Genomic DNA, 26887 nt, shown 5'->3' on the forward strand with positions numbered 1-26887 from the left:
CCCTGCCCACTTGGCACGGATCGTTTTATAATCAAAGGTTTCTTCGGGAATAGACGCTGCAGCCATGGCCCAAAACACCAAGAATTCCCCCAAACGCAAATCCAACAAGCGCGCCAACCCCAAAACGGAAAACGCGTTCATCGAGGCCGTTGCGGCCAATCACTCACCCGCCGACGCCGAGAAACGCCGCACCCAGATCAAAGCCCTCATCGCGCTGGGCAAGGAACGGGGCTACCTCACCTACGCCGAAATCAACGACCACCTGCCCGACGACATCGTCGACTCCGAGCAGATCGAAGGCATCATCACCACCTTCAACAATCTGGGCATCCAGGTCTTCGAGGAAGCGCCGGCCCCCGAAGAACTGCTCATGGCCGAGGCGCCGGCCGTGGGCGGTACCGACGACGACATCGAAGAAGAAGCCGAACAAGCGCTCTCCTCGGTCGATGCCGAATTCGGCCGTACCACCGACCCCGTACGCATGTACATGCGCGAGATGGGTTCGGTGGAGCTGCTCACGCGCGAAGGCGAAATCGAAATCGCCAAACGCATCGAAGAAGGCTTGAAGAGCATGGTGCAGGCCATCGCCGCCTGCCCACTCACCATCGCCCACATGATCGAGACCATCGGCAAGATCGAGCGCGACGAGATGCGCATCGACGAAGTCGTCGATGGCCTCATCGATCACGAAGATCTCGCCCCCGTGTCCGAAGAAGAGACGGCAGACCAGAACACCGACGTCGACCTCGAAGCGATCGGGGACGAAGACGCGGAAGTCGACGAAGAATCCTCGGCCGAAGACGACGAAACCACGGCCCAGGGAGAGCTGGACGACGAGAGCGACGAAGACCGCGCCGCCCGCATCCAGGCCGCCAATCTCGCCGAGCTCAAGCGCGGCGCCATGCAACATTTCGAACGCATCCGCGAGCTCTATACCGAGCTCGATCGCGCGCTCGAAGCCTACGGTAGCGAAGACCCGCGCTACACCGCGCTGCGCGACCAGATCGCCGGCGAGCTGCTGCACATCCGCTTCACCGCCCGCTACATCGAACAGCTGTGCGACGTCATCCGCTCCATGATCGAAGAAGTGCGCCAGCACGAACGAGCGGTGGCGAAACTGTGCACCGAGATCGGCTCCATGCCGCGGGATTACTTCATCAAGGTCTTCCCCGAGCACGAAACCGACCCCGACTGGATCACCCGCGAGATCGAAGCCGGCAAACCCTGGTCCGAGTCGATGATCAAGGTCTACCCGTCCGTACTCGAGGAGCAAAACCGCATTCGCGAGATCGAACAACGCGCCCGCGTGCCCCTCAAGGAGCTCAAGGACATCAACAAGCGCATGTCCATGGGCGAAGCCAAGATGCGCGCCGCCAAGCGCGAGATGATCGAAGCCAACCTCCGGCTCGTCATCTCGATCGCCAAGAAATACACCAACCGCGGCCTGCAGTTCCTCGATCTCATCCAGGAAGGCAACATCGGCTTGATGAAAGCCGTAGACAAATTCGAATACCGTCGCGGCTACAAATTCTCCACCTATGCCACCTGGTGGATCCGGCAAGCCATCACCCGCTCGATCGCCGATCAGGCCCGCACCATCCGCATCCCGGTGCACATGATCGAGACGATCAACAAGATGAACCGCATCAGCCGCCAGATCCTGCAGGAGACGGGGGAAGAACCCGACGCCGCCGAACTCGCGCGCCGCATGGAGATGCCCGAGGAGAAGATCCGCAAGATCCGCAAGATCGCCAAAGAGCCGATCTCCATGGAGACGCCCATCGGCGACGACGAGGATTCGCATTTGGGTGAATTCATCGAGGATGCTTCGGTGCTCGCCCCGGTAGACGCAGCCCTCATCGCCGACCTGCGCGAAGCCACCCGTGAAGTGCTCGAATCACTCAACCCGCGCGAAGCCAAAGTCTTGCGCATGCGTTTCGGCATCGAAATGAATACCGACCACACCCTCGAAGAGGTCGGTCGCCAGTTCGACGTCACCCGCGAGCGTATCCGGCAAATCGAAGCCAAAGCCCTGCGCAAGCTGCGTCACCCGAGCCGATCCGAGCGCCTGCGCAGTTTCCTCGACAACGAAGCCTGACGAACTCCCCCGACCCGCCGCCACCGGCGGGTTTTTTCATGCGATAATTTCTTGTTTAGGGCCCATAGCTCAACGGTTAGAGCAGCGGACTCATAATCCGTTGGTTGCTGGTTCGAATCCAGCTGGGCCCATCAATAAAATCAATGAGTTACGTGACTATCGTCATACTACAAAAAGGGTTGTGTAGGGAGAGTGTAGGGCAGAACGGATCGAACCCCTACACTGACCTTCGATGAACCGTGCCAGGCGCTCGACATCGAGCATTGGCTGGCCAAACGCGTTGCCACCAGGCGTTTCCTTCGCTTCACGGCAGCGGGCCAGGCACCCCCAGGGCATAGCCCTGCAGGTAGTCCACACCCAGCGCGCGCAAGTGCTGGGCGAGCGATTCATTGCGTACGAATTCGGCGACGACTTTCATTCCCAGGACACGGGAAAAATCGGTCGCGGCCCTGACGAGTTGCCGTACATTTTCATCGTGCTCCACCCGGACGATGAGCGATCCATCGATCTTCAGGTAATCAGGCACCAGCTGCACGAGCGCGCTGAGGTTGGAGTAGCCACTTCCGAAATCGTCCAGCGCCAGCTGTACCCCATGGCGACGCACTTCGTCGGCGAAATCGCGGATCTGGGCAGGGTCCTTGAATGCCTCGGTTTCGGTGATCTCGAAGACCAGGTGCGCGCCGCCGCCGCGAGCCAGCAGGTCGAGTATGAACGTACGCGTGCGCTCGTCGGAGACATCCAGATAGGAGAGGTTCACCGAGACTTGGGCGCCACTGCGTTGGGCTGCCTCGAGCGCGAGTTCCAGCACCCGACGTGTGATGCGGAAATAATGGCTCGTCTGTTTGACGATGTCGAGGAACTCACCGGGCGGATATAGCGTGCCGTCCCGCCCCCGAAGGCGCAGCAAGGCCTCATATTTCGGTCTTTCTCCCGTCATGGATACGGGCACGATGGGCTGGAAATGGCACAACAGGCGCTCCTCGTGCAGCGCCTGCTTGATCTCATTGATCCAGAAGCGATTCTTGAGATAGGATTGATTCTGTCCGCTCAGGACGAAGACGCCCTCGCGCACCCCTTCTTCCTTGGCCTTCTGCAGCGCAGATTCGGCCAAGGCCAGCAGATGATCGCCCCCGATGGCGATCCCGACGTAGAAGTCGAGATCGATCTCTTCCTCTTCCTCTCCGACGAGGACACGCAAGGAATGCATCGACTCGCGCAAGGAGCGCAGATGCGCCTCGAAGGTGGCGGGGGGCATTTCTTGCGGGGCCAGCAAGGCGAAACACGCGCCATAGCTGCGATAGACGCCGATTTCCAGCGGCTGCAAGTACCGTACCAGACGGGCCGCCAGCTCGACGATCACCCGATCACCCACCTCGAACCCGTAATACTCGTTGACCGACTTGAATCCGGCCACATCGAGGAGCGCGAGCATGCCGAATCGATCACGCTCGAGCACCTCGATGAGGCTATTGCGGTTGGGCAGACCGGTGAGTCGGTCGACGGCCTGCCGTTCGATGCGCTCTTGAGCCTGGATGATCTCGGAGATGTCCTCGGCGACGCTGATGTATTCCCGGATCTCTCCTCGTTCGTCCAGCAAAGGAATGATGGTGGACTTGAGATAATACGCACGGCCATCCTTGGCGCGGTTCTTGATCACTCCGCGCCAGATCTGCTTGGCGCGTATCGTGCGCCACAGGGACTCATACACGGCGCTGGGCGTGTCCGGATGACGCAAAAGGGAGTGCGAGTTCCCCATGAGCTCCTCGGCGCGATACCCCGTGACTTGCTCGAACAGGGCATTCACATACGTGATGCGCCCTTGAAGGTCGGTGCGCGAGACGATGGCGGTTTGATCGAGCGCATAGCGGTATTGCTCGAGAACGCGCATCGATTGCGCCAGTTCCTGCGAAGTGACTTCACTCAGGTGCGCGAGCGCACGCAGGGTGCGGTTGGGCGCAGGCAGCTTCTGCCTCAGGACGGGGGACTTCGGATGGATCTCGTCCGACTCGGCCACGATGACCGCGGTGGTGGTCATGTTGAGCAGTCGATTGTCGCCGGACAGGTGAAAGAACTCGCCATAAGTGAAGAATCCGGCCGCGGGCGCGACGGCGGCGAGCGACCCGAGCTCGATCGGCGCGTGCTCTTTCAGATATAGGCGCCGCCCCCTGCAGGAATAGACGTAGAGGGCCTCGGCCGGAACGTGACATGCAAGGTGCGCGGCTACTTCGCGGGCGCGTTCGAGCATGGTGAAGATGTCACCGATGCCAAAGCGCACCGGCTCCTCCATGCGCAGGCGACCAGCATAACGCAGCGCCCCGTCCTCGGTGAGCGACACGGGCAAGCGGGCGATGTCGACCCCCTGCGTGCGTACGATCAGGGGAAATTCGACCATCGAAACGGGGATATTCTCCAGCACTTCCTCGCCAAGATAGTAGCGATACACGTCGAGCACCGGTTTGCCGTCGATCTCGTAGACGCATTCCTCGCGCGCCCGGGTGATGCGCATCGGGCGCCCCACCGAAGTGCAGTTGAGCAGAGATTCGGCGCGTACGTGCAGATCCTGGCCGTGGAATGCGGCCAGGACCAAGCCGCGGGAATGTACCTGATCACCATGGATGACGAAGGTGCCATGGAAACGCAGGTTGTCCGCCGCGACGCCTCCGGCCAGCACGAGCTCCGGTGCTCCGGCGGCAAGGCCTTCCAGAAAAGGCTCGGGGTTCTCGTCGAGTACGTTGCCGAGGGCGAGCGCCAGCCGCGCGCCCTCGGCCGCAAGCGTCATCCCGAGCGAGCGACCCGCCTCAGCATCGGGCTGCGCCACGTAGTACGTTTTTATCTGGGTGCTAGCGTGCTCCAGCACGGTGACGGAGAGGAGCACCCCTTGGTCGAGGATGTCACCGCCTGCGATCGCCCCTGCAGCCGAAGCGCCGATCACCGCGAACCCTGGGAAGCGCTGCAGACGCTCCAGCACCGTTTGGAGCAGACTTTCTTCGCACTCGGTGACGAATACCTGGATCAACCCCCGCCGATTCCGCAGATCGTGCGTGGCGCAGAACGCATCGAGCGAGGCGAGATCGCAGCAGTGATGGGAGAAATGTTGCACCGGTGCTCCACGGAATGCGCTTCGAATGGATTGTACCGTGGCGTGGCGTAGCCCTACTTTCGGGGATCCAAACACGCCACGGTAAAATCCATTTTCTCGCAGCCCTGTTCTACGGCACTCTGCCGTTAATTCTCCCAGATCTTTTCGATTTCCGGCAGGGCCTGAAGGAACGCATCCACCACTTTGGGGTCGAACTGCGTTCCACGATTCTCGCTCAGGTAGCGCACTGCCTCTTCGTGCGTCCATGGCCGTTTGTACGGGCGTTTCGAGCGCAGCGCGTCATAGACATCGCATACGGCGGCGATTCGCCCTTCCAGCGGGATCTCTTCTCCGCTCAGACCGGCCGGGTAGCCTTTGCCGTCCCAGCGCTCGTGATGGGTGAGCGCGATGCGACGCGCCATCTGCAGGATCTCGTGACCGTTCTTCGGGATGATGTCGGTACCGATCTCGGTGTGACGGCGCATCACCGCCATCTCTTCCTCGGTGAGCTTTCCCGGCTTGAGCAGGATCGCATCGGGAATGCCGATCTTGCCCACGTCATGCAACGGACTGGCCGCCTCGAGCTGCTCCACCCAGCTCAGCTCCTGCCCGAGACGGCGCGCCACGGCGGCGCACATCTTGGCCATGCGATGGATGTGCTCACCGGTATCCGCGTCGCGGTACTCCCCGGCCCGCGCCAGGCTCACGGTGAGATCCTTGGCCATCGCAGCGAGATCGTCGGTGTAGGCGTCGTAATAGACCGAGGCAACGAACCCCAAATCGAGGAAAACGGCGAAATTGACCGCGCGCAGAGTGCGTATCTGCTGCTCGTGATCCGAAATGCTCTCCATCACGATGGCGTTGATCTCACTCAGAACGACGGCATAAGCCCCGGAAAACAAGCGAAGATCGACGCCGCGCTGCTGGTGGATCTTGCCCATGCGCAATGCTGCCTCCACGTAGTCACGGTCGAACCGTCCCGCAAAGACGTATTCGAGCCAATGAGCTTTCTGCTTGGCGAGGGCGTGATGCACCTCGTCTTCCGAGGCGAATAGACCCAACGCTTCGGGCGAATCGAGTACACGGCGATAGAAGGCGCGGCTGACGCGGTCGATCTGCGGCGCGAGTCGGGGGAGAAACGCACGCAAGGTCTCTATGATTTCCTGATCGATGTCGAGAAAATCGATCCACTGCTGCAGCGTGACGGCCATGTCTTTCATCCCGCTCTCTGAGAATGCCGCGCGATCGCGGTGGTGATTCGGAGTCACTCGGAAAAACGGACGATTTTCATCGATTATAGCGCCAGCATCCGTAGAGCCGCAGTTTCTCCGTAATCATGCCCTACGTGAAAGCGGTACTCGATCGGTTTTGCATCGACCGTTCGATCAAATGGCGGAGCGGATCCTGAAACGTGTGCACCGGGAACGACGCTCGAGCCTCCGGAAACGATGATTCAAGCATATGCTTTGAGGCTTTCTCGTCGGGATAATGGCTATATACGGGGTCACAGCCCCGCCCCGACGAGGCATGACCACACCCAACGAACGCCTACTCTTTCCCGTCGTGGCATGACGCTCACGCACGGAAAGACTGCTGTAACCCCTGTTCGGCCTGACGCGCGGTTTCCAGGAGGAGTTTTGCCTTTTCTTCGCTGTCGCTGGCCCGCTCGGCCGCCCCGTCGGCTGCTTGCGCCGCCTGCTCGACCTGCTGGGCCAGAAGTTGCGCCGCCTTGGCTTGCTCTTCGATGGCGTGCGACATGGAGGAGACGGCTTCGCGCGCCGCATCGATCACCGACGAGATGGCGTGCAACTCGTCCTCGACCTGCGCGGCGAGCGTTTCGCCCTCCTCCACCCGCTCGCGCACTTGGGCCATCTGAGCGCTGGCGTCGTTGGATTGCTGCTGGACCTGGTCGATGATCTCGCGGATCTCGCGGGTAGAGGCAGCAGTGCGTTCGGCGAGCTTGCGCACTTCGTCGGCGACTACGGCAAAGCCGCGGCCGTATTCTCCGGCCCGCGCGGCCTCGATGGCGGCGTTCAAGGCGAGGAGATTGGTTTGATCGGCGATTTCCTGGATCGTTTGCGCGATGGAGGAGATATGCTGTGCCTGTTCGATGAGGGCCGAGACGGCGGTTCCCGCCCGTTGCGTGATCTCGACGATGCCGCGCATCTGGTGCGCCGTGCGCTCGATGATGGCCACGCCGGCCAGGCTGCGCTGCTGCGATTGCGCAGCACGCTCGTCGGCGAGGTGAGCCATTTCGTTGAGCCGGTCGATGTTGGCCGAGAGTTCCTCGATGGCGGCGGCCATCTTCTCCGAGTTCTCGGCGGCCAAGGCGGCGGCACGGCGGGCTTCGGCCGCGTCCGTGCTTTGTTCTTCCGCGGCGGAGCGTACCCGGGTCAAGACGGCTCGCTGGGCGAGGACCAGGTCGCGGATGGCGTCGCGCAGGCGCCCGATGGCGGCGATGATACGGCCGAGTTCGTCGTCGGAGGAAGGCGGCAATACCGCGGTGAGATCACGCCGGTCGACCACCGCGCCCACCGCCTCTTCGGCCTCGGCCAGACGGCGGCGCAAAACACGATCCATCACGATACCCAAAGCCAGTGCAAAAACGACCAGCGCCGCGGAGGAGGCCGTCACCAAGGTGGACCAGAACGTCGCCTCGCGGCGATATTTCTCGAATTCCTCGTCATTGGCCTTTTCGCGCCAGGCGATGCGCTTTTCGAGCCTTGCCTTGATGTCGCGCCAGGCAGGATTGAGCTCTTGCAGCAGGATTTGGCGCGCCGCCTCGACGTCGCCGCGCTCTACGGCCGCCTGCAGCCGCTGCACGGCCGGCACGACGCGGCTTTTCCAATCGGTGAGCATCCCTTGGAGGTCTTCCCGGACTTCCTTGCGTCGGGCTTTGGCGATCACATCTTCGAGCAGGCGGGGAAATTCATCCACCCCTTTGCGCAAGTTTTCCTTGGCCTGCGCATCCTCGGGGAGCAGCACGACCCCCCTGGCGGCGGCCTGTAATTGGATACCCGCGCGGTTCGCCTCGCGCATGGCGACGGTATTGGGCAGAATGACCGTCTGCGTCGTGAGCAGGTGCCCGGCGAGCATGTCGCGCGTGTACCAAGAAACCCAGCCCGTGGCCACGCTGCCGAGAACGATCGCTCCCATGCTGGCCATGAGGGCGGTTCGCAGTTTGATCGCCATCGCTTTGCTCCCAGAGATTCGAGGTTCGATTTCGTTGATTATCGGTCGCCGGAGCAAAAACTTGAGCCCCCGGCGGCCCCGGCACGAACTTTCGTCTCATCGCGTCATCCGAATGGGCAAGACGGAGCATGCTATGATTGGCCGTTTCGATTTGCGCGGGGAACATCGGTGATCGTCGTCGATCTGCTGTGCGCTGCGGCGCACCGTTTCGAGGGGTGGTTCCCTTCGGCCGAGGCGCTGGAATCCCAACTGGCGCAGGGTGCGGTGCATTGCCCGATGTGCGGCAGCAAGGAGGTGCGCCGCCTGCCCAGCGCGCCCTACGTGCACACCGGCGAGCGCGGCGGAGAGATACACGAACCTTCCCTGCCGGCGACCGCTCCGGTGCCGCCTCCTCCCGCCGAAGATGCGCGTCTGGCGCACCTGTGGCAGACGCTGCGTGCCCTGGGGCGACAAGCCGAGGACGTAGGGGCGCGCTTTCCCGAAGAAGCGCGCCGCATCCACCGGGGCGAAGCCGATGCGCGCCCCATCCGGGGCCAGAGTAGCACCGAAGAATTCCTCTCCTTGCTCGAGGAAGGCATTGAGGTGTTGCCTCTGCCGCCACTCGACGAAGACATGCACTGAGCCGTAAGCGCCAAGCCTCAATGCGCCTCGGCATCGAGCCGCGCCGCCAGCGCCTGTAATTCCCCGGAGATCTCCACCGGGTAGGGTGGCGCGTCTTCCAGGGCGCGCAACGGCTCCGGAAGCGTACTCAACCGGGCGGCAGCGTGCTCGCGCGCCGCCCTGAGCCCGGCGAGCGTATCGAGCCGACGTCCGCCACGCATCACGGGAACGAGCAGCGGTTCTCCGTCGTGCACCTCGTGCACCAACCCCACCACATCGCCCGCCATGCGCCCTTGGGCATCGTAGCGACGCCACACTTGTTTGCGTCCCGGCCAGGTCGCCTTGCCGGCGGAGCGCTTGCGACGCGGTTTGCCGGCGTATTCCTCGAGCTTGTAGGCGCAATCGAGATAGGGGACGTCGGCAGAGGTGTCGAGCTTGGTGCCGATGCCGAAGCCGTCGATGGGCGCGCCCTGGGCGAGCAGTTCGCGCACACGGTATTCGTCCAGATCGCCACTGGCGAAGACGATGGTGCGCTGCAAGCCTCCCTCGTCGAGGATGCGACGCACGCGGCGGGCGAGTTCGCCCAGATCGCCGCTGTCGATGCGCACCCCTTGAATGCGGATTCCCTCGGGTTCGAGCTCCTTGGCGAGCGCCACCACCTTGTGCGCCGCCGCTTCCGTGTCGTAGGTGTCGATGAGCAGCACCACGTTGCCGGGTTGCGCTCGGGCGAAATCGCGGAAAGCCTCCATTTCGTCGTCGTGCGCCTGGATGTAAGAGTGCGCCATGGTGCCGTAGAGCGGAATGCCGTAGCGCTGGCCGGCGAGCACCGTGGCCGTACCGGAAAAACCGGTGAGCCAGGCCGAACGGGCCGCGAGCACGCCGGCTTCGGCCCCGTGCGCACGGCGCAGGCCGAAGTCGACGAGGGTCTTTCCCGGAGCGACGAGCACCGAGCGGACGGCCTTCGAAGCGATGAGGGTTTGAAAGTTGAGCAGGTTGATGAGCCGGCTCTCGATCAATTGGGCCTGCGGCAACGGCGCGGTGATGCGCACCACCGGTTCGTTGGGAAAGAAGACCGTGCCCTCGGGCATGGCGTCCACGTCGCCGGTGAAGCGCCAGCCGGCCAGCCAATCGAGAAATTCCGGCGAGAAGCGGCCGCTTGCGCGCAGCCAGTCGATCTCGTCGGCGCTGAAACGGGCCTGTTCGAGCCATTCGACGAGCGGTTCGATGCCGGCGGCGACGAGGAAGTTACGGCCGGGGCGCAGTTTGCGCACGAAGAGTTCGAACACGGCGGTGTCGTACATGCCGCGCTCGAAATAGCCCTTCAGCATGGTGAGTTGATAGAGATCGGTCAGAAGCAGGCTGCGTTCGCTGTCCATCTAAACTCCTTTCATGCGAATGCGGATGCGGCGTCGATCAAGCGGGCGCCGAGTCGGCGCATTTCTTCGAGCGCTCGCGCCCCATCTTCTGAATCAACGGCAGCCACTGCGTCGGTGAGCAGCACCACTTCGAAGCCGGCGGCAAGCGCATCACGCACGGTGGCGCGCACGCAATAGTCGGTGGCAAGTCCCCCGACGAAAAGCCGGCGCACGCCCGCTTCGCGCAGCCTCTGCTCGAGCTTCGTGCCGGCGAAGGCGGAATAGGCTTCTTCCTCGGGGCGCGTCGCTTTGGAGATCACGATCGCTGAAGGCGGAAGGGTCAAGGCGAATTCGGCTCCCCGTGTGCCGGCGACGCAGTGCGGCGGCCACGGCCCTCCTTGCGCATGAAACGAGCAGTGATTCGACGGATGCCAGTCACGGCTGGCAAAAATGGGCAAGCCCTGTGCCGCAAACGCCGCCACCGCCCGGGAAAGCGGCGCGAGCACGCGATCGCCTTGCGGCACCGCGAGCGCTCCGCCCGGAAGGAAGTCGTGCTGCACGTCGACGAGCAGCAGCGCGTCCCCTGCACCCAGTTGCTCCACGCTCTTCTCCTTCATCCCTTGATGCACACGAGCGGCACGAGCTTGGCCACTTTGCGCGCGAGCCCGGCGCGGTCGGCCGCATCGACCACGGCGCTCACGTCTTTGTAGGCGTCGGGCGCCTCTTCAGCCACGCCGCGAAACGAGGGGCTGCGCACGATCACCCCGCGGCGCGCGAGCGATTCGACCACTTCCCTTCCCTGCCAGCGCTTGAGCGCCTGCTGCCGGCTCATCGCGCGGCCCGCGCCGTGGCAGGCCGAACTGAACGCGAGCGCCTCGCTCTCTTTGGTGCCGACGAGCACGTAGGAGGCCGTACCCATGCTGCCGCCGATGAGCACCGGCTGGCCCACGGAGCGCAAGGATTCGGGCAGCTCGGGATGCCCCGGACCGAAGGCGCGCGTGGCCCCCTTGCGATGCACGTAGAGCGTGCGCCGGCGCCCGTCGACCTCGTGCGTCTCCACCTTGCAGGTGTTGTGCGAGACGTCGTAGAGGAGCGGCAGCGAGATACCAGGGAAGAATTCGGCGAAGACGCGGCGCGTGAGGTGCGTGAGGATCTGGCGATTGGCGAGCGCGCAATTGATCGCCGCGCGCATCGCGCCCAGATACCGTTGCCCGACGGACGAGGTAATCGGGGCGCAAGCCAACTCCCGATCCGGCAGAACGATGCCGTGGCTCTTTGCCGCGAGCGCCATCTCTTTGAGATACTCGGTGCCGATCTGGTGTCCCAGGCCGCGCGAGCCGCAGTGGATGCTCACCACCACCTGGTCGCGCACCAGGCCAAAGGCCGCCGCCGTGGCCTCGTCGTAGAGCTCGGCCACACGCTGCACTTCGAGGTAGTGGTTACCCGAACCGAGCGTGCCCATCTCCTCGCGCTGACGCTTCTTGGCCTGCGCCGAAACGGCCTTGGGATCGGCTCCGGCCATGCAGCCGTGCTCCTCGATGCGCTCCAGGTCGGCCGCCTCGCCATAGCCCTGCGCCACCGCCCAGCGCGCCCCGCCGCGCAGCATGGCGTCCATCTCCGAATCCGATAGCCGGATCTGACCCGTGCTGCCCACCCCGGCCGGAATCGCCGCGAAGAGGGCTTCGGCCAAGGGTTCCTGAACTGCGAGGATCGCATCGACCGACAAACCCGTGAGCAGGCAACGCACGCCGCAGCTCACGTCGAAGCCGACGCCGCCGGCCGAAACGACACCGCCTTCGTCCGGATCGAAAGCGGCCACTCCTCCGATGGGAAAGCCATAGCCCCAGTGGGCATCGGGCATGGCATAGGAGGCGCGCACGATGCCGGGCAGCGTGGCGACGTTTTCCGCCTGCTCGCGCACCTTGTCGTCCATCGCCTGCAACAGCGCCTCGTCCGCGAAGATTTCCACCGGTACGCGCATCGCCCCGCGCGGCGCGAGCCGCCAATGACAGGGGCCGAGTCGTTCGAATCCTTTTAGGTTCATGGCTCGTCTCCCTATACGTCCACGACGCATTGTGCGATCCATTCTTCCCCTTGTCGCGCCACCTGGAGCGCGGTGAACGTCGCTCCTTTCGGCTCGACCGCCGGCTGGTGCCGCGACCGATCCACCGGTTCGCCCCAGGCGGTGGCCTCCAGCCGATCGCCTTCGAGGCGCACCTCGTAGCGGGAAAAGAGCATGTGGCGCGTGGCCATCTCGTAGATCAGGGCATTGAGCCAGTCGACGAGAAGGAACTCCGGATCGGGCGCCTCGCAGCGGATCGTCACCGGCACGCGCGGCGCGACGAGGGCCGGGTCGGTGACGATGGCCGTGAGTGCGAGCGCCGCCTGCGCGAACGCCTCCGCGAGCGTGGCGCCGCGCCCGCGCACGCCGATGTCCGCTTCATGTTCGAAGTGTTCCCAAGCGCTCATGGCTCTCCTCGATGCCCCATGGGGGACGCATCTTGCGACCATCCCCCCGGAACCTGCGCCGCCTGCAGCAGGCGCCGTGCCAGATTGCCACACACCAGCTCGCACAGGGCATAGACCGAGGGATCGGCGATGCGGTAATAGACGGTCGTGCCCTGGCGCCTGCGCTCGAGCAATCCGTGCTTGGTCATGAGCGAGAGGTGGCGCGAAATGTTGGCTGCAGTATAGCCGCAGCGCTGCGCGATTTCACCGACGCTGCACTCCCCCTCCTGCAACAGGTTGAGGATGTGCAGGCGCGTGGGCTCGGAGAGTACCTGGAAGTAGCTCGCCACCTGCGCCATGATCTCGGGAGGAATTTTTTCCATGGACGGGCTCCGTTGCAGCAGTCGATGTCGCGATTCGAACACTACTTGACTATTTAGTCAAATAATTAAATAATGGAATCGAAGGGGCGGTTCGAAGAACCGTCGCGAGCGGCTGCAGGACAAGGCACCCGGAGCGCAGGATGCGAAAACATATCACCCAGATAGGCGAGCATCCGAGCACTGCGCAACGCCGCCATGCGGCCGCGCAGTAAGTTATTCGAGCCGTCCAAAAGAATGCCCGCCAGGAGAGGGAGAAGAACATGGGATCGAGGTGCATCGCCCTGCTGGCGTTCCTTGCCGGCATGCTGAACCATGGCGCAGGGCTGCTGGCGGCGCCCGAGGCCGAACTCGAGGCCGTACCCGTGCAAGCCGAGCGCGAGTCCGCGCGCCACAGCGCCGAGGGCACGGTCGAGGCGGTGCGCGACACGCTGATGACGGCGCAAGTGGCCGGCGTGGTCGTCGCCCGGCCGGCGGAAGTGGGTTTGCGCGTGCAGGCCGGCCAGGAACTGGTGCGCATCGACCCTCGCGCCGCCGAGGATCAGGCCGCGGCCAGTGCGGCCCAGGTCCAGGCCGCGCGTGCCGAGCTCCAGGTCGCTCTCAAGGAATACGAGCGCCAGCGGCGCCTCTTCGAGAAAGCCTATATCAGCGAGGCGGCGTTCGATCGGGCTCGCGCCCAGCGCGACGCGGCCCAGGCGCGCGTAGCCGCGCTCGAGGCGCAAGCCAAAGCCGTGCGCACGCAAGCGGGATACCATCGGGTCACCGCGCCCTACGACGGGATCGTGAGCGAAGTGCCGGTGGTGCTGGGCGAGACGGCACTTCCCGGCCGGCCGCTGGTGCGCATCTACGATCCGGGCGCGCTGCGCGTCACCGCCGTCGCCGCCCAGGGCGAGGCGAGCACCCTGGTACCGGGGGGAACGGTGGACGTGGAAGTTCCCGGCTTTCCTGTCTTGCATCTTCCCGCCGAACGGGTGCAGATCTTTCCCGCGGCGGATCCTTCCACCCACACGGTCCAGCTGCGTCTGGCGCTTCCGCCCGAAGTGCATGGCCTCAAACCGGGGCTCTTCGCGCGGCTCTCCTGGCGCAGTCCGGGCACGGGCGAAGGATGGCGTTTCCTCGTGCCGGCGAGCGCCGTGGTGCGCCGCGCCGAAATGACCGGCCTCTATGTGCTCGATCGTGACGGCAAACCCATACTGCGGCAAGTGCGTCTGGGGCGAACCGAGGGCGAGCGCATCGAGATCCTCAGCGGGGTCGACGAGGGCGAGCGCGTGGTAACGAACCCCGAGCGCGCCGCGAGGATACGCTGAGATGAGCGCGCCGCGCCCGCTCGGCCTCTCCGGCCGCATCGCCGCGCAATTCCAGAGCGCGCAGATCACGCCGCTGCTCGCCTTGCTCGCCCTGCTCATGGGGCTCTTCGCCGTCCTGGTGACACCACGCGAGGAAGAGCCGCAGATCAACGTGACCATGGCCAACGTCCTCATTCCCTTCCCCGGGGCGGCGGTGGCCGACGTCGAGCAGATGGTGGCTTCGCCCGCCGAGCAAGTGCTCGCGCAGATGGAGGGGATCGAACACGTCACCTCCGTTTCGCGCCCGGGTCTGGCCATCCTCACGGTACAGTTCAAGGTGGGGGTGCCGCGCATCGTGGCCCTGGTGCGGCTGCACGACACGCTGCGCACCCATACCGACTGGCTGCCGCGCGACCTGGGCGTGCTCGAACCGATCATCAAGCCCAAGGGTATCGACGACGTACCCATCGTCACACTCACGCTCTACGCCACCGACCCGCAGCAAGGGGCGTTCGATCTCGAACGCGTCGCTCACAGCATGGAGATCGAGCTCAAGCGGGTACCTGGCACGCGCGAGGTGCAGACGATCGGCGGGCCCGGACGGGCCGTGCTCGTACGCCTCGATCCGGCGAAGATGGCCGGCAGCGGCGTCACCGTCCAGGATCTCCACGCCGCCCTGCGTTCGGCCAACTCCGGCCTGCCGGCGGGGGAACTGGTGCAAGGAGATGCCACCGTCGCCGTGGAAACCGGGCCGTTCCTTGCCAGCGCCGAGGAAGTGGGCGAGCTGGTGGTGGGCGTGCATGAGGGCCGGCCGGTGTTCCTTCGCGAGGTAGCCGAGGTGCAGGACGGCCCGCCGCCGCCCGAACGTTACGTGTGGTACGGCCGCGCCGAAGGAGCGGGCGGCGGGGAATTCCCCGCGGTGACGATCGCCGTCACGAAAAAGCCCGGCGAGAACGCCATCGACGTGGCCGACGCGGTGATCCGTCGCGCCGAGATGCTGCGCAACACCATCGTGCCCGCCGGGGTGGAGCTGGCGGTGTCGCGCAACTACGGCGTCACCGCCAACGACAAGGCGCAGACGCTCATCAAGAAACTGCTCTTCGCCACCGCTTCCGTGGTGGCGCTCGTCTTCTTCGCCCTGGGGCGGCGCGAGGCGGCCATCGTGGGGCTCGCCGTGGTGCTCACCCTCATGGCCACGCTCTTCGCCTCCTGGGCCTGGGGGTTCACGCTCAACCGCGTCTCGCTCTTCGCGCTCATCTTCTCCATCGGCATCCTGGTCGACGACGCCATCGTAGTGGTGGAGAACATCCACCGCCACCACCTGCTGCAACCCGATACGCCGCTCGCGCGCCTCATCCCCGGCGCCGTCGACGAAGTGGGCGGCCCCACCATCCTCGCCACGCTCACGGTGATCGCGGCGCTGCTGCCCATGGCCTTCGTCACCGGCCTCATGGGCCCCTACATGAGCCCCATTCCGATCAACGCCAGCATGGGCATGCTCATTTCGCTCGCCATTGCCTTCACCGTCACGCCTTGGCTGTCGCGCCTGTGGTTGCACGGACACGGCCAGGCGAAGACCGGCCTCGGCGAGCGCATCACCCCGCTCTTCGAGCGCATCTTCCGGCCGTTGCTCGACGAGCGGCGCGGGGCGAGGAACCGGGGCGTACTCGCGCTCTTCGTGCTCGCGGCGATCGGCGCCTCGCTCGCGCTTCCGGCCACGGGGCTCGTTCTCATGAAGATGCTGCCTTTCGACAACAAATCCGAATTCCAGGTGGTGGTGGACATGCCCGCTGGCACGCCGCTCGAGCGCACGGCGGCGGTGCTGCACGAACTGGGGGCGTTCCTTGCCCGTCAGCCGGAAGTGACCGACTACCAGGCCTACGCCGGCACCGCCTCGCCCATCAACTTCAACGGACTGGTGCGCCAGTACTACCTGCGCGCCGGCGGCGAGGTCGGCGACATCCAGGTGAATCTGGTCGACAAGCATCTGCGCCACGAACAGAGCCACGCCATCGTCACCCGGCTGCGCCCGGCGCTGCAAGCGATCGGCCGAAGCATGGGCGCCAACGTCAAGGTGGTGGAAGTGCCGCCGGGTCCGCCGGTGCTCTCGCCCATCGTCGCCGAGATCTATGGCCCGGAGGCCGCGGGGCGCAGGGCCGTGGCCAAGGCCATGCGCGCCGTGTTCGAGCGCACCGCGGGGATCGTCGACATCGACGACAGCACGATCGCCGAGGCGCCGAGAAAACTCCTCCTCGTCGACCGGCGCAAGGCGGCGCTGGCCGGTATCTCGCAACAGGCGATCGTCACCACCCTGCAGGCGGGGCTGGCCGGACTGCCATCGACCTACCTGCACGACGCGAGCAAATACCCGGCCCCCGTCGTGCTGCAGCTGCCCGCCGAAGCCCATGGCGAGCTGGACGCGCTGCTGCGGCTCGCCGTGCGCGGGCCCGACGGGCGGCTCGTGCCGCTGCGCGAACTCGTCACGGTGAGCGACACGCTGCGCGAAGAGCCGATCTACCACAAAGACCTCCTGCCGGTGGTCTATGTCGTCGGTGACATGGCCGGACACATCGACAGTCCCCTCTACGGCATGTTCGCCATGCGCGGGGCGATCGGTGAGATCGTCGCTCCCGACGGGGGCCACCTCGAGGAGCACTTCATCCGCCAGCCCGAGGATGCGCTGCGCGGCTACAGCTACAAATGGGATGGCGAATGGCAGATCACCTACGAGACCTTCCGCGACATGGGCGCCGCCTACGCCGTGGGGCTGGTGCTCATCTACCTGCTGGTGGTGGCCCACTTCGGCTCCTACCTCGTACCCCTCGTCATCATGGCGCCGATCCCCCTCACCCTCATCGGCGTGATGCCGGGGCACGCGCTGCTCGGGGCGCAATTCACCGCCACCAGCATGATCGGCATGATTGCGCTCGCCGGCATCATCGTGCGCAACTCCATCCTGCTCGTCGACTTCATCCGGCTGCAAGTGAGTGAGGGCGTGCCGCTCGAGCGTGCCATCGTGCGCTCGGCGATCACGCGCGCCCAGCCGATCCTGCTCACGGCCCTGGCGGCCATGATCGGCGCGTTCTTCATCCTCGACGATCCGATCTTCAACGGCCTGGCGATCTCGCTCATCTTCGGCATCTTCGCTTCGACCCTGCTCACGCTCGTCGTCATCCCCACCCTCTACTACATGGCTTATCGCCGTTCCCGTCCCGACCAAGGAGAACCATCATGACGTCCTGGCGCATCGTCCGCATCTTCGCAGGCACTTTCATCCTCGTCTCGCTGCTCCTGGGCGCGCCCGCGAGCCCCTTCTTCATGAGCCAATGGTGGCTCGCCTTCACCGCCTTCGTCGGCTTGAACCTGCTGCAGAGTGGCTTCACCCGCTGGTGCCCCCTGGAAATCATCCTGCGCAAGCTCGGCGTGCCGGGCGGTTGCTGAACACGGAGGACGCCGCGATGCGCCTTTCTCGCTGGTCGGCCCTGCTGCTCGCCCTGCCGTTGCCCGCAGCGCATGCCCTCGACTTGATGCAAGCCTGGCAGGCGGCGCGCGAGCACGACCCCCGCATGGCGATGGCGCAGGCTTCGCTCGAAGCCGGCCGCACGCAGCGCGAACAGGCGAGCGCCCTCTGGCGCCCGTCGGTGAGCGTGGGCGGCGGCGCCGGGGTGCGTTCGCTCGAATCCGACACGAAAGGAGCCTACTTCGCCGCCCCCGGTATGACGCCCTCGAGGCACGTCACCTTCAAGACCTCGATCGACAACGGCACCGCCACCCAGTGGAACGTCACCGCGCGCCAGCCGCTCATCCACGGCGAGCGCTCGGCACAGAGCGAGCAGCTCACGCTCGGCGCCGACGCCGCCGAAGTCGAATGGCTGGGCGCGCGCCAGGAATTGATGTTGCAGGTGGTCGAGAGTTACTTCCAGCTCGTCGTGGCCGAACGCCGGCAAGCGTTGCTGCGCCGCCAGCTGGAGGCGGTGGAACGGGCGCTCGCCGAGGCCAAGGACCGCTATGCTGCCGGAGACCTTCCCATCCTCGACACGCACGAGGCCACCGCCCGCGCCCGCACTCTGCAGGCGCAGCTCGTGGCTGCCGAAAGTGAACGGGAAGTGGCGCAGGCGGCACTCGCCGACGCCACGGGCCTGGAATCGGCCCAGCTCGACCCCTTGCCGCCGTCGGCCGCCGTGCTGCCGCAAGCGCCGCTCGAACCGCTGGCGCATTGGCAGGAAGCGGCGCTCGCCGCCAACCCCTTGCTGCGCCTCGCGCAGGCCAGAGTCGAGATCGCCCACAAGGAAGTGGAAAAATACCGCGCGGCGGCCGATGCCACGGTCGAGCTCGTCGCCCAGGCCGGGCGCGACTACGTGAGCGGCGACGGTGACTACGGCTCGGCCAGCGTGAACCAGACGCAGCACGTGATCGGCGTGCAGATCAATGTCCCCCTCTACACGGGGGGCTATCGCAGTGCCAAGCTGCAAGAGGCGCTCAAGCTCGAAGACCGGGCCCGGGCCGAACTCGAATGGATGCGTCAGCAGGTGGGTCAGCAGGTGCGGGCCGCCTGGCTCGCCGTGCAGACGGCCCATGCGCGCGTGACCGCGCTCGAAGAGGCAGTCACGGCGAGCGAGGCGCGCCTCGACGCCACCCGGCTCGGACACGAAGTGGGCGATCGCACCACGCTCGATCTGCTCAACGCCGAGAACGATCTCGACGCGGCACGGCTCGCGCTGCTGCAGGCACGCACCGAGGTTTTGCAGAACCGGCTGAAGCTGCAGGCGCTCGCCGGGCGGCTGGACGAAGAACGGCTCGCGGCGGTCGACGCCGCGCTGCAACGCTGAGCACCCGAATAGAGAAAGCCCCGGCTTTTGGCCAGGGCTTTCTCGGTGAGACTGGAGCGGGAAACGAGACTCGAACTCGCGACCCCGACCTTGGCAAGGTCGTGCTCTACCAACTGAGCTATTCCCGCGTAGATTCTGGAGGCGCGGGCCGGAATCGAACCGACGTCCAAGGATTTGCAGTCCTCTGCATAACCACTCTGCCACCGCGCCGCAGACGCCGATTCCTTACGGACTCGCGCCCGAAGTAACCGCTTGGAGCGGGAAACGAGACTCGAACTCGCGACCCCGACCTTGGCAAGGTCGTGCTCTACCAACTGAGCTATTCCCGCTCGCGAGAAGCGCAATTATAAAAAACCCCTCAGCAAAGTCAAGAGGCCATTTGGCGGCGGCGGAACATCACGGCACCTTCCATCTCCATCACCACCTCGTCGTTCTGGTTCAACACTTCCCAGCGATGGCGTACGAGGCCGATTCCCGGCTTGCTGGCAAGCGGGCGGGCTTCGAGGACGGTCAGGCGAACGCGCAGCACGTCACCCGGACGAACAGGTTTGAGCCAGCGCAGATTGTCGATGCCCGGAGAACCCACGCTCGCGGCTTCCAGCATGAACGCGTCGCAAATCATGCGCATCGCCAAGGCGCAGGTGTGCCACCCGCTGGCGATCAGTCCGCCATAAGGCGATTGGCGAGCCGCTTCTTCATCGACGTGGAAGGGTTGGGGATCGTACTGGCGGGCGAATTCGATGATCGCTTCCTTGGTTACTTCGACCCCTCCAACCTCCTGGACGCTACCAGGGACGAAATCTTCCCAATAGTATTTGTATTCCTTGGCCATGAAAATCTCCTCCAAGCTCAAAAACCGTAGAATTGAGTGAATTCCTCGAGCGCGGCCCGCTCGGTGATGAATGCGTTCTCCGGCGCCGCGGGGTCTTCGTGACCAAGGGCGATGCCACACAGTACGATCTCTTCCGGCGGGATGGGCAAATGGCGGCGAATCACGTCGTGATACCAGGCGAACGCCGCCTGGGCGCAAGTGTGCAGACCGTGAGCCCGCGCCGCGAGCATGACGTTCTGGATGAACATGCCGGTGTCCATGTAGCTACCGGTGCTCAGGCGCCGGTCGAGGGTGATGAACATGCCGACCGGCGCATCGAAGAAGAGGTAATTACGCAACATCTGCCGCTCACGCGCCGCCTTGTCGTGCCGGTCGATTCCCAGCGCCGAATAGAGACCATAGCCGCACACCCGACGACGCGTGGCATAGGGTTCGAACCAGTTGCTCGGGTAGTAATCGTATTCTGCCTGATGCTGCTCCGGCTCCTTTTCCGCCGCTTCATAAACGTCACGGCAGAGCCGTTCGCGCGCTTCGCCCGCGACGACGTAGACCTTCCACGGTTGGATGTTGTTGCCGCTGGGGGCCCGCTGCGCGACGCGCAGGATCTCCTCCACGGTCTCGCGCGGCACGGGAGTTGGCAGGAATTTACGCACCGACTTGCGGCTGAGGATCGCTTCTTCGACGTTCATCGAGTTTCCTTTGCTAGGCAAACATGGGGTAGCCAAGTGTACAACGATAATCGAATTCGATCGAACGATTATCTCGCCCCCGTCTGCCACATCTTCTCCAGCCGCTTGACGCTCACCGGCACCGGCGTCTTCAGTTCCTGGGCGAAGAGCCCCACGCGCAGCTCTTCGAGCAACCAGCGAAACTCCTCGAGAAAGGCCGAAGGCCGGCCTTTGGCCTCCCGCCAGGCGCGCTCCCAGGGGCCGGCCACTTGGCGCCAGGACTGGGCCCATTGCCGGTCGCGGGCGGGATCCTTCTGCAATTTGTCGAGGCGCACGCCGATCGCCTTGAGGTAGCGCCCGTAGTGTTGCAGCCGCTCCCAGGGAATCATCGCAAGGAAACGCGGCGGGAAGAGCGCCGCGAGCTGGGCTTCGATGTCGGCGACGACTTCGGGATGCGCCCGGCGCAGCGCCTCCAGACGTTTCTCGATCGCGCGGCGCTCTCCGAGCCACTGCGCGAGCAGGCGCATGAGCTCCTGCGCCACCAGCACCAGGCGTTCCTTGCCCGCGGTCACGCGCGCGGCAAACGCCTGCGCGTCGCGCGGCAGCTCTCCCTCGAGGCAGACCCGCGCAAGGCTCGCCTCGATCACCGCCTCGCGTAGTTCCGCCTCGTTGCCATACGGCATCCAGGCGATGGCGAGCGTACGCCAGTCGGGATGGCGCTCGATGGCCCGCACCGCCTCCTTGAGCGCGAAACGCAGCAGGCGCAGCACGCCGCGCCGGTGTATGGCCTCGGCCTCTTCCTCCGTGTCGCAGGCGCGCAGCCGCACTCCATCGCCCACGTCCTCCAGCGCGGGAAAACCGATGGCGGTGACGCCGTCGATCTCCACTTCGACGAGTTCCGGCAGGGTGCCAAACTCCCAGGAGGTTGCCTTGGTTGGCGTCGGGACGCGGCTTCCCTCCATCCCCGCGGCGGATGAAGGAGCCGCGCGCTTGCCGTGCGCTCGCGCTACCGCCGCCACGCCCGTATCGCCCTCGTTCGGGGACGAAGGCGCTCCCATGTCCCCCGCTTTGGCCGCGAGCAAACCTCCCAGTTCGGCAAAACGCGAACGCACCGTCTCGCCCAGCCGCGCACGCAGTTCGGCGAGGGAACGCCCCTGCGCGAGGATGCGGCCGTCGGGCCCCTCGACGCGGAAGTTCATGAAACAATAAGGCGGCAACGCTTCGGGACGGAACGCCGCCTCGGGCGTAGGCAGCTGCGTGCGCGCTTCGACGAAGGCGCGCAGGGCTTCGAGCAGCGGCCGCTCGGCGGCGATTTCGCCCGCCTCGACGGCGGCACAGAACGCCTTGGCCTGCTCGGGCAGCGGCTGCAGGCGATGGCGGTGTTTCTGCGGCAGCGTCTTCAGCAAGCGCAGCACCTTGTCTTCCAGCAACCCCGGCACCAGCCATTCGCAGCGCGCCGCCGGCACCTGGTTGAGCAAGGCAAGCGGCACCACCAGCGTCACCCCGTCGTCGTTGGCCGCCGGATCGTGCTTGTATTCGAGTGCGAGCGGCTGACCGTAGAGAAGGAAGGCGGAAGGGAAGCGCTCGGTGGTGACGCCGGCCGCCTCGTGCCGCATGAGCTGCTCGCGCGTGAGATAGAGCAGCTTGGGCGCACCGCGTTCGGCCTGCTTGCGCCAGGCCTCGAAACTCGCCAGATCGACCACGTCCTGCGGGATCAGATGGTCGTAGAAGGCTTCGATCAGGGCAGTATCGACCAGCACGTCGGGCCGGCGCGTCTTCTGTTCCAGGCGCTCGATCTCCTCGACGAGGCGCAGGTTGTGCTGGAGGAACTTCATGCGTGCGAGCTGAGCCGGTTCCACCTCGCCCGCCACCAGCGCCTCACGGATGAAGAGGGTGCGGCACAGGGCGGGGTCGACGTCGCGGTAGGGCACGGCGCGCTGCGCGTAGATCGGCAGGCCGAAGAGGGTGCCCCGCTCCCAGGCACGCACTTCGCCCACCCTCTTCGCCCAGTGCGGCGCCTCCAGCTGGCGCCGGATGAGGTGCGGCGCCACCTCTTCGATCCAAGCCGGTTCGATGCGGGCGACGCAGCGCGCATAGAGGCGCGTCGTCTCCACCAATTCGGCGGCGAGCACCCACTTCGGCCCGCGCTTGGCGAGCGGCGAGGACGGATGGATCCAGAAACGAATGCCGCCGGCGCCGAGATAACTCCCCGCCTGGGGCCCGCTCGCATCCTCCTGTTTCAGACCCACGTGGCGCACGAGGCCGGCGATGAGCGCCTTATGCACCGCCTCGTAACCGGCCGGCTGCTCGTTCTCACGCCAGCCGTGCTCGGTGACGAGCGCATGCAGCTGGGTCCAGACGTCGCGCCACTCACGCATGCGCAGCCAGGAGAGGAAATGCGCCCGGCACCACTGACGCTGCTTGTTCGTCGACTCGTGCCGCTCGAGCTCGCGCCAGATCTTCCACAGGTTGAGGTACCAATAGAATTCCGACTGCGCCTCGCGCTCGCGTCCGCGAAAGAGGGCGTGCTTCTGGTCGGCCTGGGCGAGCTGCTCGGCGGGACGCTCCCGGGGATCCTGCACCGACAGCGCCGCCGCGAGCACCAGCATCTCGGCCAGGCACCCGTACTGCCGCCCGGCCACGAGCAGACGCCCGATCTTGGGGTCGAGCGGCAGCGTCGCCAGCGTCCGCCCCACTTCGGTGAGCGTACGGGTGGCCGCATCGAGCGCCGAGAGCTCCACCAGTTCGCGCACGCCGTCCTCGACCGCACGCGGCGCCGGCGGATCGAGAAAAGGAAAACCCTCGATCTCGCCCAGATTCAGCGCCTGCATGCGCAGGATGACCCCGGCGAGCGAAGATCGCAGGATCTCGGGGTCGGTGTGCGCCGCACGCGCGGCGAAGTCCTCTTCCGTGTAGAGCCGGAAGCAGACCCCGTCCATCACCCGGCCGCAGCGCCCGGCGCGCTGGTTGGCCGCCGCCTGCGAAATGCGCTCCACCCGCAGCTGCTCGACCTTCTGCCGCGGCGAATAGCGCTTGACCCGCGCCAGCCCCGTATCGATCACATAGCGGATGCCCGGCACCGTGAGCGAGGTCTCGGCCACGTTGGTGGCCAAGATCACCCGCGGCAGGGCCCCGCGCCGGAAGACGCGCGCCTGCTCCTGCGCCGACTGACGGGCGAAGAGCGGCAGGATCTCGAACTCGCCGCGCACCGCCGCCCGGCGTTCCAGCGCCTCCTTGGTTTCCCGAATCTCACGCTCTCCGGGCAAGAAGACGAGGATGTCCCCCGGCCCCTCGCGCCAAGCTTCCTCGACGCAGGCCACGATCCCATCGAAGAGATCGCGCTCCTCGGCAGCGGCACGCGCCGCGTGCTTCCCGCCCCCCTCCTCGCCCTCGAGCGCGGCGAGCTCCTCCCCGTCGATCGCCTCGACCGGGCGGTAGCGGATCTCGATGGGATAGAGCCGTCCGCTCACCTCGAGGATGGGGACTTCGCCCGCCACCGGAGCGAAATGCGCCGCAAAGCGCTCGGCGTCCATCGTCGCCGAAGTGATCACCACCTTCAGATCCTCGCGACGCGCGAGCAGGCGGTGCAGATAACCGAGCAGAAAGTCGATGTTGAGGCTGCGCTCGTGCGCCTCGTCGATGATGATGGTATCGTAGCGTGACAGCCACGGGTCGCTCGCCGTCTCGGCCAGCAAAATGCCGTCCGTCATCAGGGTGATGTACGATTCGGGCGAGGTGCGGTCGTGGAAACGCACCTTGTAGCCCACGTCCCGCCCCAAAGGGGAACCCAGCTCTTGGGCGATGCGCTCGGCCGTGGCGCGCGCGGCGATCCGGCGCGGCTGGGTATGCGCGATCTGCCCGGCGATGCCGCGCCCGGCGGCAAGGCAGATCTTGGGCAGCTGCGTCGTCTTGCCCGAACCGGTCTCACCGCAGACGATCACCACGCGATGGGCGCGGATCGCCGCCTCCAGCTCGGCGGCGCGCTCGCTCACCGGCAGATCGGGCGCGCAAGGCGCTGCGGGACGGCGGGCGCGGCGCGCTTCCCAGGCGGCCTGGGATCGCTCCAGGCGCTGGGCGATCTGGTTCGCGAGCCGCTCGCGCGTTTCACCCTTGGCGCGACGCAGACGTTTGAGGAGCGCAAGGATCGGTCCGCGATCCTGTGACAGACAGCGGCTCAGGTCGAGGCGAGCTGCCTCACGGAAAGATTCAGCAGATTCGACGAGCACGGGCAGTGTGTTGGACAAGCTCGGAAAAATCGATGATTGTGCCGCAAAAATGCGGCCAAAGGCAAAATTACCCCAACGAAGACCGCAGAAAACTCAGGCAGGTTCCCGCCTTCGCGATGCATCCAACACGCCAAGGCGGCCCGGCCGCGCTAGAATCGCGCTTTTGGCATTCCCGGACGTCGGTATCGTGAGCGATTTCACCCCTCCTTCCCATTTCATCAAAAACGCCATCGACGACGACCTCGCCAGCGGCCGGTACCGCGAGGTCGTCACGCGTTTCCCGCCCGAGCCCAACGGCTACCTGCACTTCGGTCATGCCAAGTCCATCGTGCTCAATTTCGGCCTTGCCCGGCTCTATGGCGGGCGCTGCCACATGCGTTTCGACGACACCAATCCCAGCACCGAGAGCATGGAATACGTCGAAGCGATCCTGGAGGCGGTGCGTTGGCTCGGTTACGACTGGGGCGAGCACCTGCACTTCGCCTCCGATTACTTCGAGACCATGTACCGTTGCGCCGAGGCGCTCATCGAGCGAGGGCTGGCCTATGTCGATTCCTTGCCGCCAGAGGAGATCCGGGCGCTGCGCGGCACGCTCACCGAACCCGGGCGCGACAGCCCCTACCGTAACCGCAGCGTGGAGGAGAACCTCGCGCTCTTTCGCCGCATGCGCGCCGGGGAATTCCCCGACGGGACGCACGTGCTGCGCGCCAAGATCGACATGGCGAGCCCCAACCTCAACCTGCGCGACCCCATCCTCTACCGCATCCGGCACGTCTCGCACTACCGCACAGGCGATGCCTGGTGCCTCTACCCCACCTATACCTACGCGCATCCCATCGAGGACGCCATCGAGGGCATCACGCATTCGCTATGCACCCTCGAATTCGAGGATCAGCGCCCCTTCTATGAGTGGCTGCTGGAATCGCTCGCCGAAGCCGGCGTTTTCTCGCGCCCCTTGCCGCGCCAGATCGAGTTCGCCCGCCTCAACCTCGAATACGTCGTGCTCTCGAAGCGCAAACTCATCCAGCTCGTCGAAGAACGGCACGTGGCCGGCTGGGACGACCCGCGACTGCCGACGCTTGCCGGCGGACGTCGGCGCGGCTACACGCCCGAGGGCTTTCGCCTCTTCTGCGAGCGCATCGGCGTGAGCAAGGCCGACGGCTGGATCGGCTACGAAGTCCTCGAACAGGCCATGCGCGACCACCTCAACGAAGCGGCCGAGCGGCGCATCGCCGTGCTCGACCCCCTGGAGCTGGTGATCGACGATTTCCCCGAAGGGCACGTCGAATGGTGCGAGGCGCCCAATCACCCGCTCGACCCGGAACGGGGCAAGCGGCGCATCCCCTTCACCCGCCGGCTGTGGATCGAGCGCGGCGACTTCATGGAAACGCCGGTCAAGGGATTCCACCGCCTCACGCCCGGGGCCACGGTGCGGCTGCGCTACGGCTACGTCATCGAATGCACCGGCTGCGACAAGGACGAATCCGGGCGGGTGGTGCGCGTACACGCCCGCCATTTCCCCGACTCCAAGAGCGGCACGCCCGGCGCCGATCGCTACAAGACCAAGGGCAACTGCCACTGGCTGTCGTGCGATCACGCGGTCGAGGCCGAGATCCGGCACTACGACCGGCTCTTCCGCCACCCCCGCCCCGGCACCGAACCCGGCCCGGACGGCGCGCCGCGCTCCTTCCTCGAAGACCTCAACCCCGAATCGCTGCGTTGCTACCGCGCCTTCGTCGAACCCGATGCCGCGCAGGCCCCCCCGGAGACGCGTTTCCAGTTCGAGCGCCATGGCTACTTCGTCGCCGACCGCTACGACCACCGCCCCGAATCGCCGGTGTTCAACCTCACCGTCGGGCTGAAAGACACCTGGGGAAAAATCCAGCGCTGAACT

General features: G+C 65.5%; 18 protein-coding genes and 4 tRNA genes. 8 read left to right on the forward strand and 14 right to left on the reverse strand.

Annotated features, from left to right (window positions below; all coding sequences use genetic code 11):
* Nucleotides 1–64 precede the first annotated feature (64 nt).
* Together rpoD and EPD80_RS07735 are read left to right on the forward strand one after the other, a co-directional pair.
* Nucleotides 65–2098 carry an RNA polymerase sigma factor RpoD gene (rpoD, locus tag EPD80_RS07730; protein WP_142810856.1) on the forward strand — a complete coding sequence of 678 codons (2034 nt, stop codon included), beginning with the start codon at nucleotides 65–67 and terminating at the stop codon, nucleotides 2096–2098.
* Between the two features lie 58 nt (nucleotides 2099–2156).
* Nucleotides 2157–2229 (forward strand) — tRNA-Ile (locus tag EPD80_RS07735).
* A 173-nt stretch (nucleotides 2230–2402) separates the two neighbouring features.
* Here the strand turns inward: EPD80_RS07735 and EPD80_RS07740 are convergent.
* From EPD80_RS07740 to EPD80_RS11345, 3 genes are all read right to left on the reverse strand, one after another.
* A complete protein-coding gene (locus EPD80_RS07740) occupies nucleotides 2403–5198 on the reverse strand; it encodes an EAL domain-containing protein (protein WP_185957740.1) in 2796 nt (931 codons plus the stop codon).
* Between the two features lie 125 nt (nucleotides 5199–5323).
* Nucleotides 5324–6397, reverse strand: coding sequence for an HD domain-containing phosphohydrolase (locus tag EPD80_RS07745; RefSeq protein ID WP_142810860.1), 1074 nt, complete (start codon nucleotides 6395–6397; stop codon nucleotides 5324–5326).
* A gap of 355 nt (nucleotides 6398–6752) precedes the next feature.
* On the reverse strand, nucleotides 6753–8369 hold the full coding sequence (locus EPD80_RS11345) for a methyl-accepting chemotaxis protein (protein WP_185957741.1): 1617 nt from the start codon (nucleotides 8367–8369) through the stop codon (nucleotides 6753–6755).
* Nucleotides 8370–8537: 168 nt separating this feature from the next.
* Between EPD80_RS11345 and EPD80_RS07755 the strand changes: the two genes are divergently transcribed.
* Nucleotides 8538–8990 carry a DUF1178 family protein gene (locus EPD80_RS07755; RefSeq protein ID WP_142810862.1) on the forward strand — a complete coding sequence of 151 codons (453 nt, stop codon included), beginning with the start codon at nucleotides 8538–8540 and terminating at the stop codon, nucleotides 8988–8990.
* A 17-nt stretch (nucleotides 8991–9007) separates the two neighbouring features.
* Here EPD80_RS07755 and EPD80_RS07760 read toward each other — a convergent pair whose 3' ends face one another.
* From EPD80_RS07760 to EPD80_RS07780, 5 genes are read right to left on the reverse strand one after another with little or no spacing between them, the layout of a single operon-like run.
* On the reverse strand, nucleotides 9008–10345 hold the full coding sequence (locus tag EPD80_RS07760; protein ID WP_142810864.1) for a nicotinate phosphoribosyltransferase: 1338 nt from the start codon (nucleotides 10343–10345) through the stop codon (nucleotides 9008–9010).
* 11 nt (nucleotides 10346–10356) lie between these two features.
* Nucleotides 10357–10926: a nicotinamidase gene (locus EPD80_RS07765; RefSeq protein ID WP_221928908.1), complete on the reverse strand. Its 570-nt coding sequence runs from the start codon at nucleotides 10924–10926 to the stop codon at nucleotides 10357–10359.
* An 11-nt stretch (nucleotides 10927–10937) separates the two neighbouring features.
* Nucleotides 10938–12368 carry an RtcB family protein gene (locus EPD80_RS07770; RefSeq protein WP_142810868.1) on the reverse strand — a complete coding sequence of 477 codons (1431 nt, stop codon included), beginning with the start codon at nucleotides 12366–12368 and terminating at the stop codon, nucleotides 10938–10940.
* An 11-nt stretch (nucleotides 12369–12379) separates the two neighbouring features.
* Nucleotides 12380–12793, reverse strand: a complete 414-nt coding sequence (locus tag EPD80_RS07775) for an archease (protein ID WP_206673304.1) — start codon at nucleotides 12791–12793, stop codon at nucleotides 12380–12382.
* Nucleotides 12790–13155, reverse strand: a complete 366-nt coding sequence (locus tag EPD80_RS07780; protein ID WP_142810872.1) for an ArsR/SmtB family transcription factor — start codon at nucleotides 13153–13155, stop codon at nucleotides 12790–12792. The genes EPD80_RS07775 and EPD80_RS07780 overlap by 4 nt, the downstream gene beginning before the upstream one ends.
* Before the next feature lie 260 nt (nucleotides 13156–13415).
* On the opposite strand from EPD80_RS07780, the gene EPD80_RS07785 reads away from it, so the two are divergent.
* Genes EPD80_RS07785 through EPD80_RS07800 form a run of 4 tightly spaced genes read left to right on the forward strand, consistent with a single transcriptional unit; the run spans nucleotide 13416 to nucleotide 19267 of the window.
* A complete protein-coding gene (locus EPD80_RS07785; protein WP_142810874.1) occupies nucleotides 13416–14459 on the forward strand; it encodes an efflux RND transporter periplasmic adaptor subunit in 1044 nt (347 codons plus the stop codon).
* Between the two features lies 1 nt (nucleotide 14460).
* Nucleotides 14461–17673 carry an efflux RND transporter permease subunit gene (locus EPD80_RS07790; RefSeq protein ID WP_142810876.1) on the forward strand — a complete coding sequence of 1071 codons (3213 nt, stop codon included), beginning with the start codon at nucleotides 14461–14463 and terminating at the stop codon, nucleotides 17671–17673.
* The gene (locus tag EPD80_RS07795) at nucleotides 17670–17879 is read left to right on the forward strand and encodes a YgaP family membrane protein (RefSeq protein WP_142810878.1); all 210 of its coding nucleotides are present in this window, start codon (nucleotides 17670–17672) and stop codon (nucleotides 17877–17879) included. Before EPD80_RS07790 ends, EPD80_RS07795 begins: the two co-directional genes overlap by 4 nt.
* Nucleotides 17880–17896: 17 nt before the next feature.
* The gene (locus tag EPD80_RS07800; protein WP_142810880.1) at nucleotides 17897–19267 is read left to right on the forward strand and encodes a TolC family outer membrane protein; all 1371 of its coding nucleotides are present in this window, start codon (nucleotides 17897–17899) and stop codon (nucleotides 19265–19267) included.
* Between the two features lie 52 nt (nucleotides 19268–19319).
* Here the strand turns inward: EPD80_RS07800 and EPD80_RS07805 are convergent.
* From EPD80_RS07805 to hrpA, 6 genes are all read right to left on the reverse strand, one after another.
* Nucleotides 19320–19395: transfer RNA gene (locus EPD80_RS07805), tRNA-Gly, on the reverse strand.
* Between the two features lie 8 nt (nucleotides 19396–19403).
* Nucleotides 19404–19477 (reverse strand) — tRNA-Cys (locus EPD80_RS07810).
* Between the two features lie 43 nt (nucleotides 19478–19520).
* A tRNA-Gly gene (locus tag EPD80_RS07815) sits at nucleotides 19521–19596 on the reverse strand.
* A 38-nt stretch (nucleotides 19597–19634) separates the two neighbouring features.
* On the reverse strand, nucleotides 19635–20099 hold the full coding sequence (locus EPD80_RS07820) for a MaoC family dehydratase (protein ID WP_142804353.1): 465 nt from the start codon (nucleotides 20097–20099) through the stop codon (nucleotides 19635–19637).
* Between the two features lie 17 nt (nucleotides 20100–20116).
* Nucleotides 20117–20788, reverse strand: a complete 672-nt coding sequence (locus EPD80_RS07825; RefSeq protein WP_142810882.1) for a nitroreductase — start codon at nucleotides 20786–20788, stop codon at nucleotides 20117–20119.
* Between the two features lie 68 nt (nucleotides 20789–20856).
* Nucleotides 20857–25011 (reverse strand): ATP-dependent RNA helicase HrpA, encoded by a 4155-nt coding sequence (hrpA, locus tag EPD80_RS07830; protein WP_221928910.1) that lies wholly within the window; start codon nucleotides 25009–25011, stop codon nucleotides 20857–20859.
* Between the two features lie 169 nt (nucleotides 25012–25180).
* Here hrpA and EPD80_RS07835 point away from each other — a divergent pair, with 169 nt between their 5' ends.
* A complete protein-coding gene (locus EPD80_RS07835) occupies nucleotides 25181–26884 on the forward strand; it encodes a glutamine--tRNA ligase/YqeY domain fusion protein (RefSeq protein WP_221928912.1) in 1704 nt (567 codons plus the stop codon).
* Nucleotides 26885–26887: the final 3 nt, after the last annotated feature.

This window comes from Tepidiphilus olei (assembly GCF_006980705.1).
GTDB classification, from domain to species: Bacteria; Pseudomonadota; Gammaproteobacteria; order Burkholderiales; family Rhodocyclaceae; genus Tepidiphilus; species Tepidiphilus olei.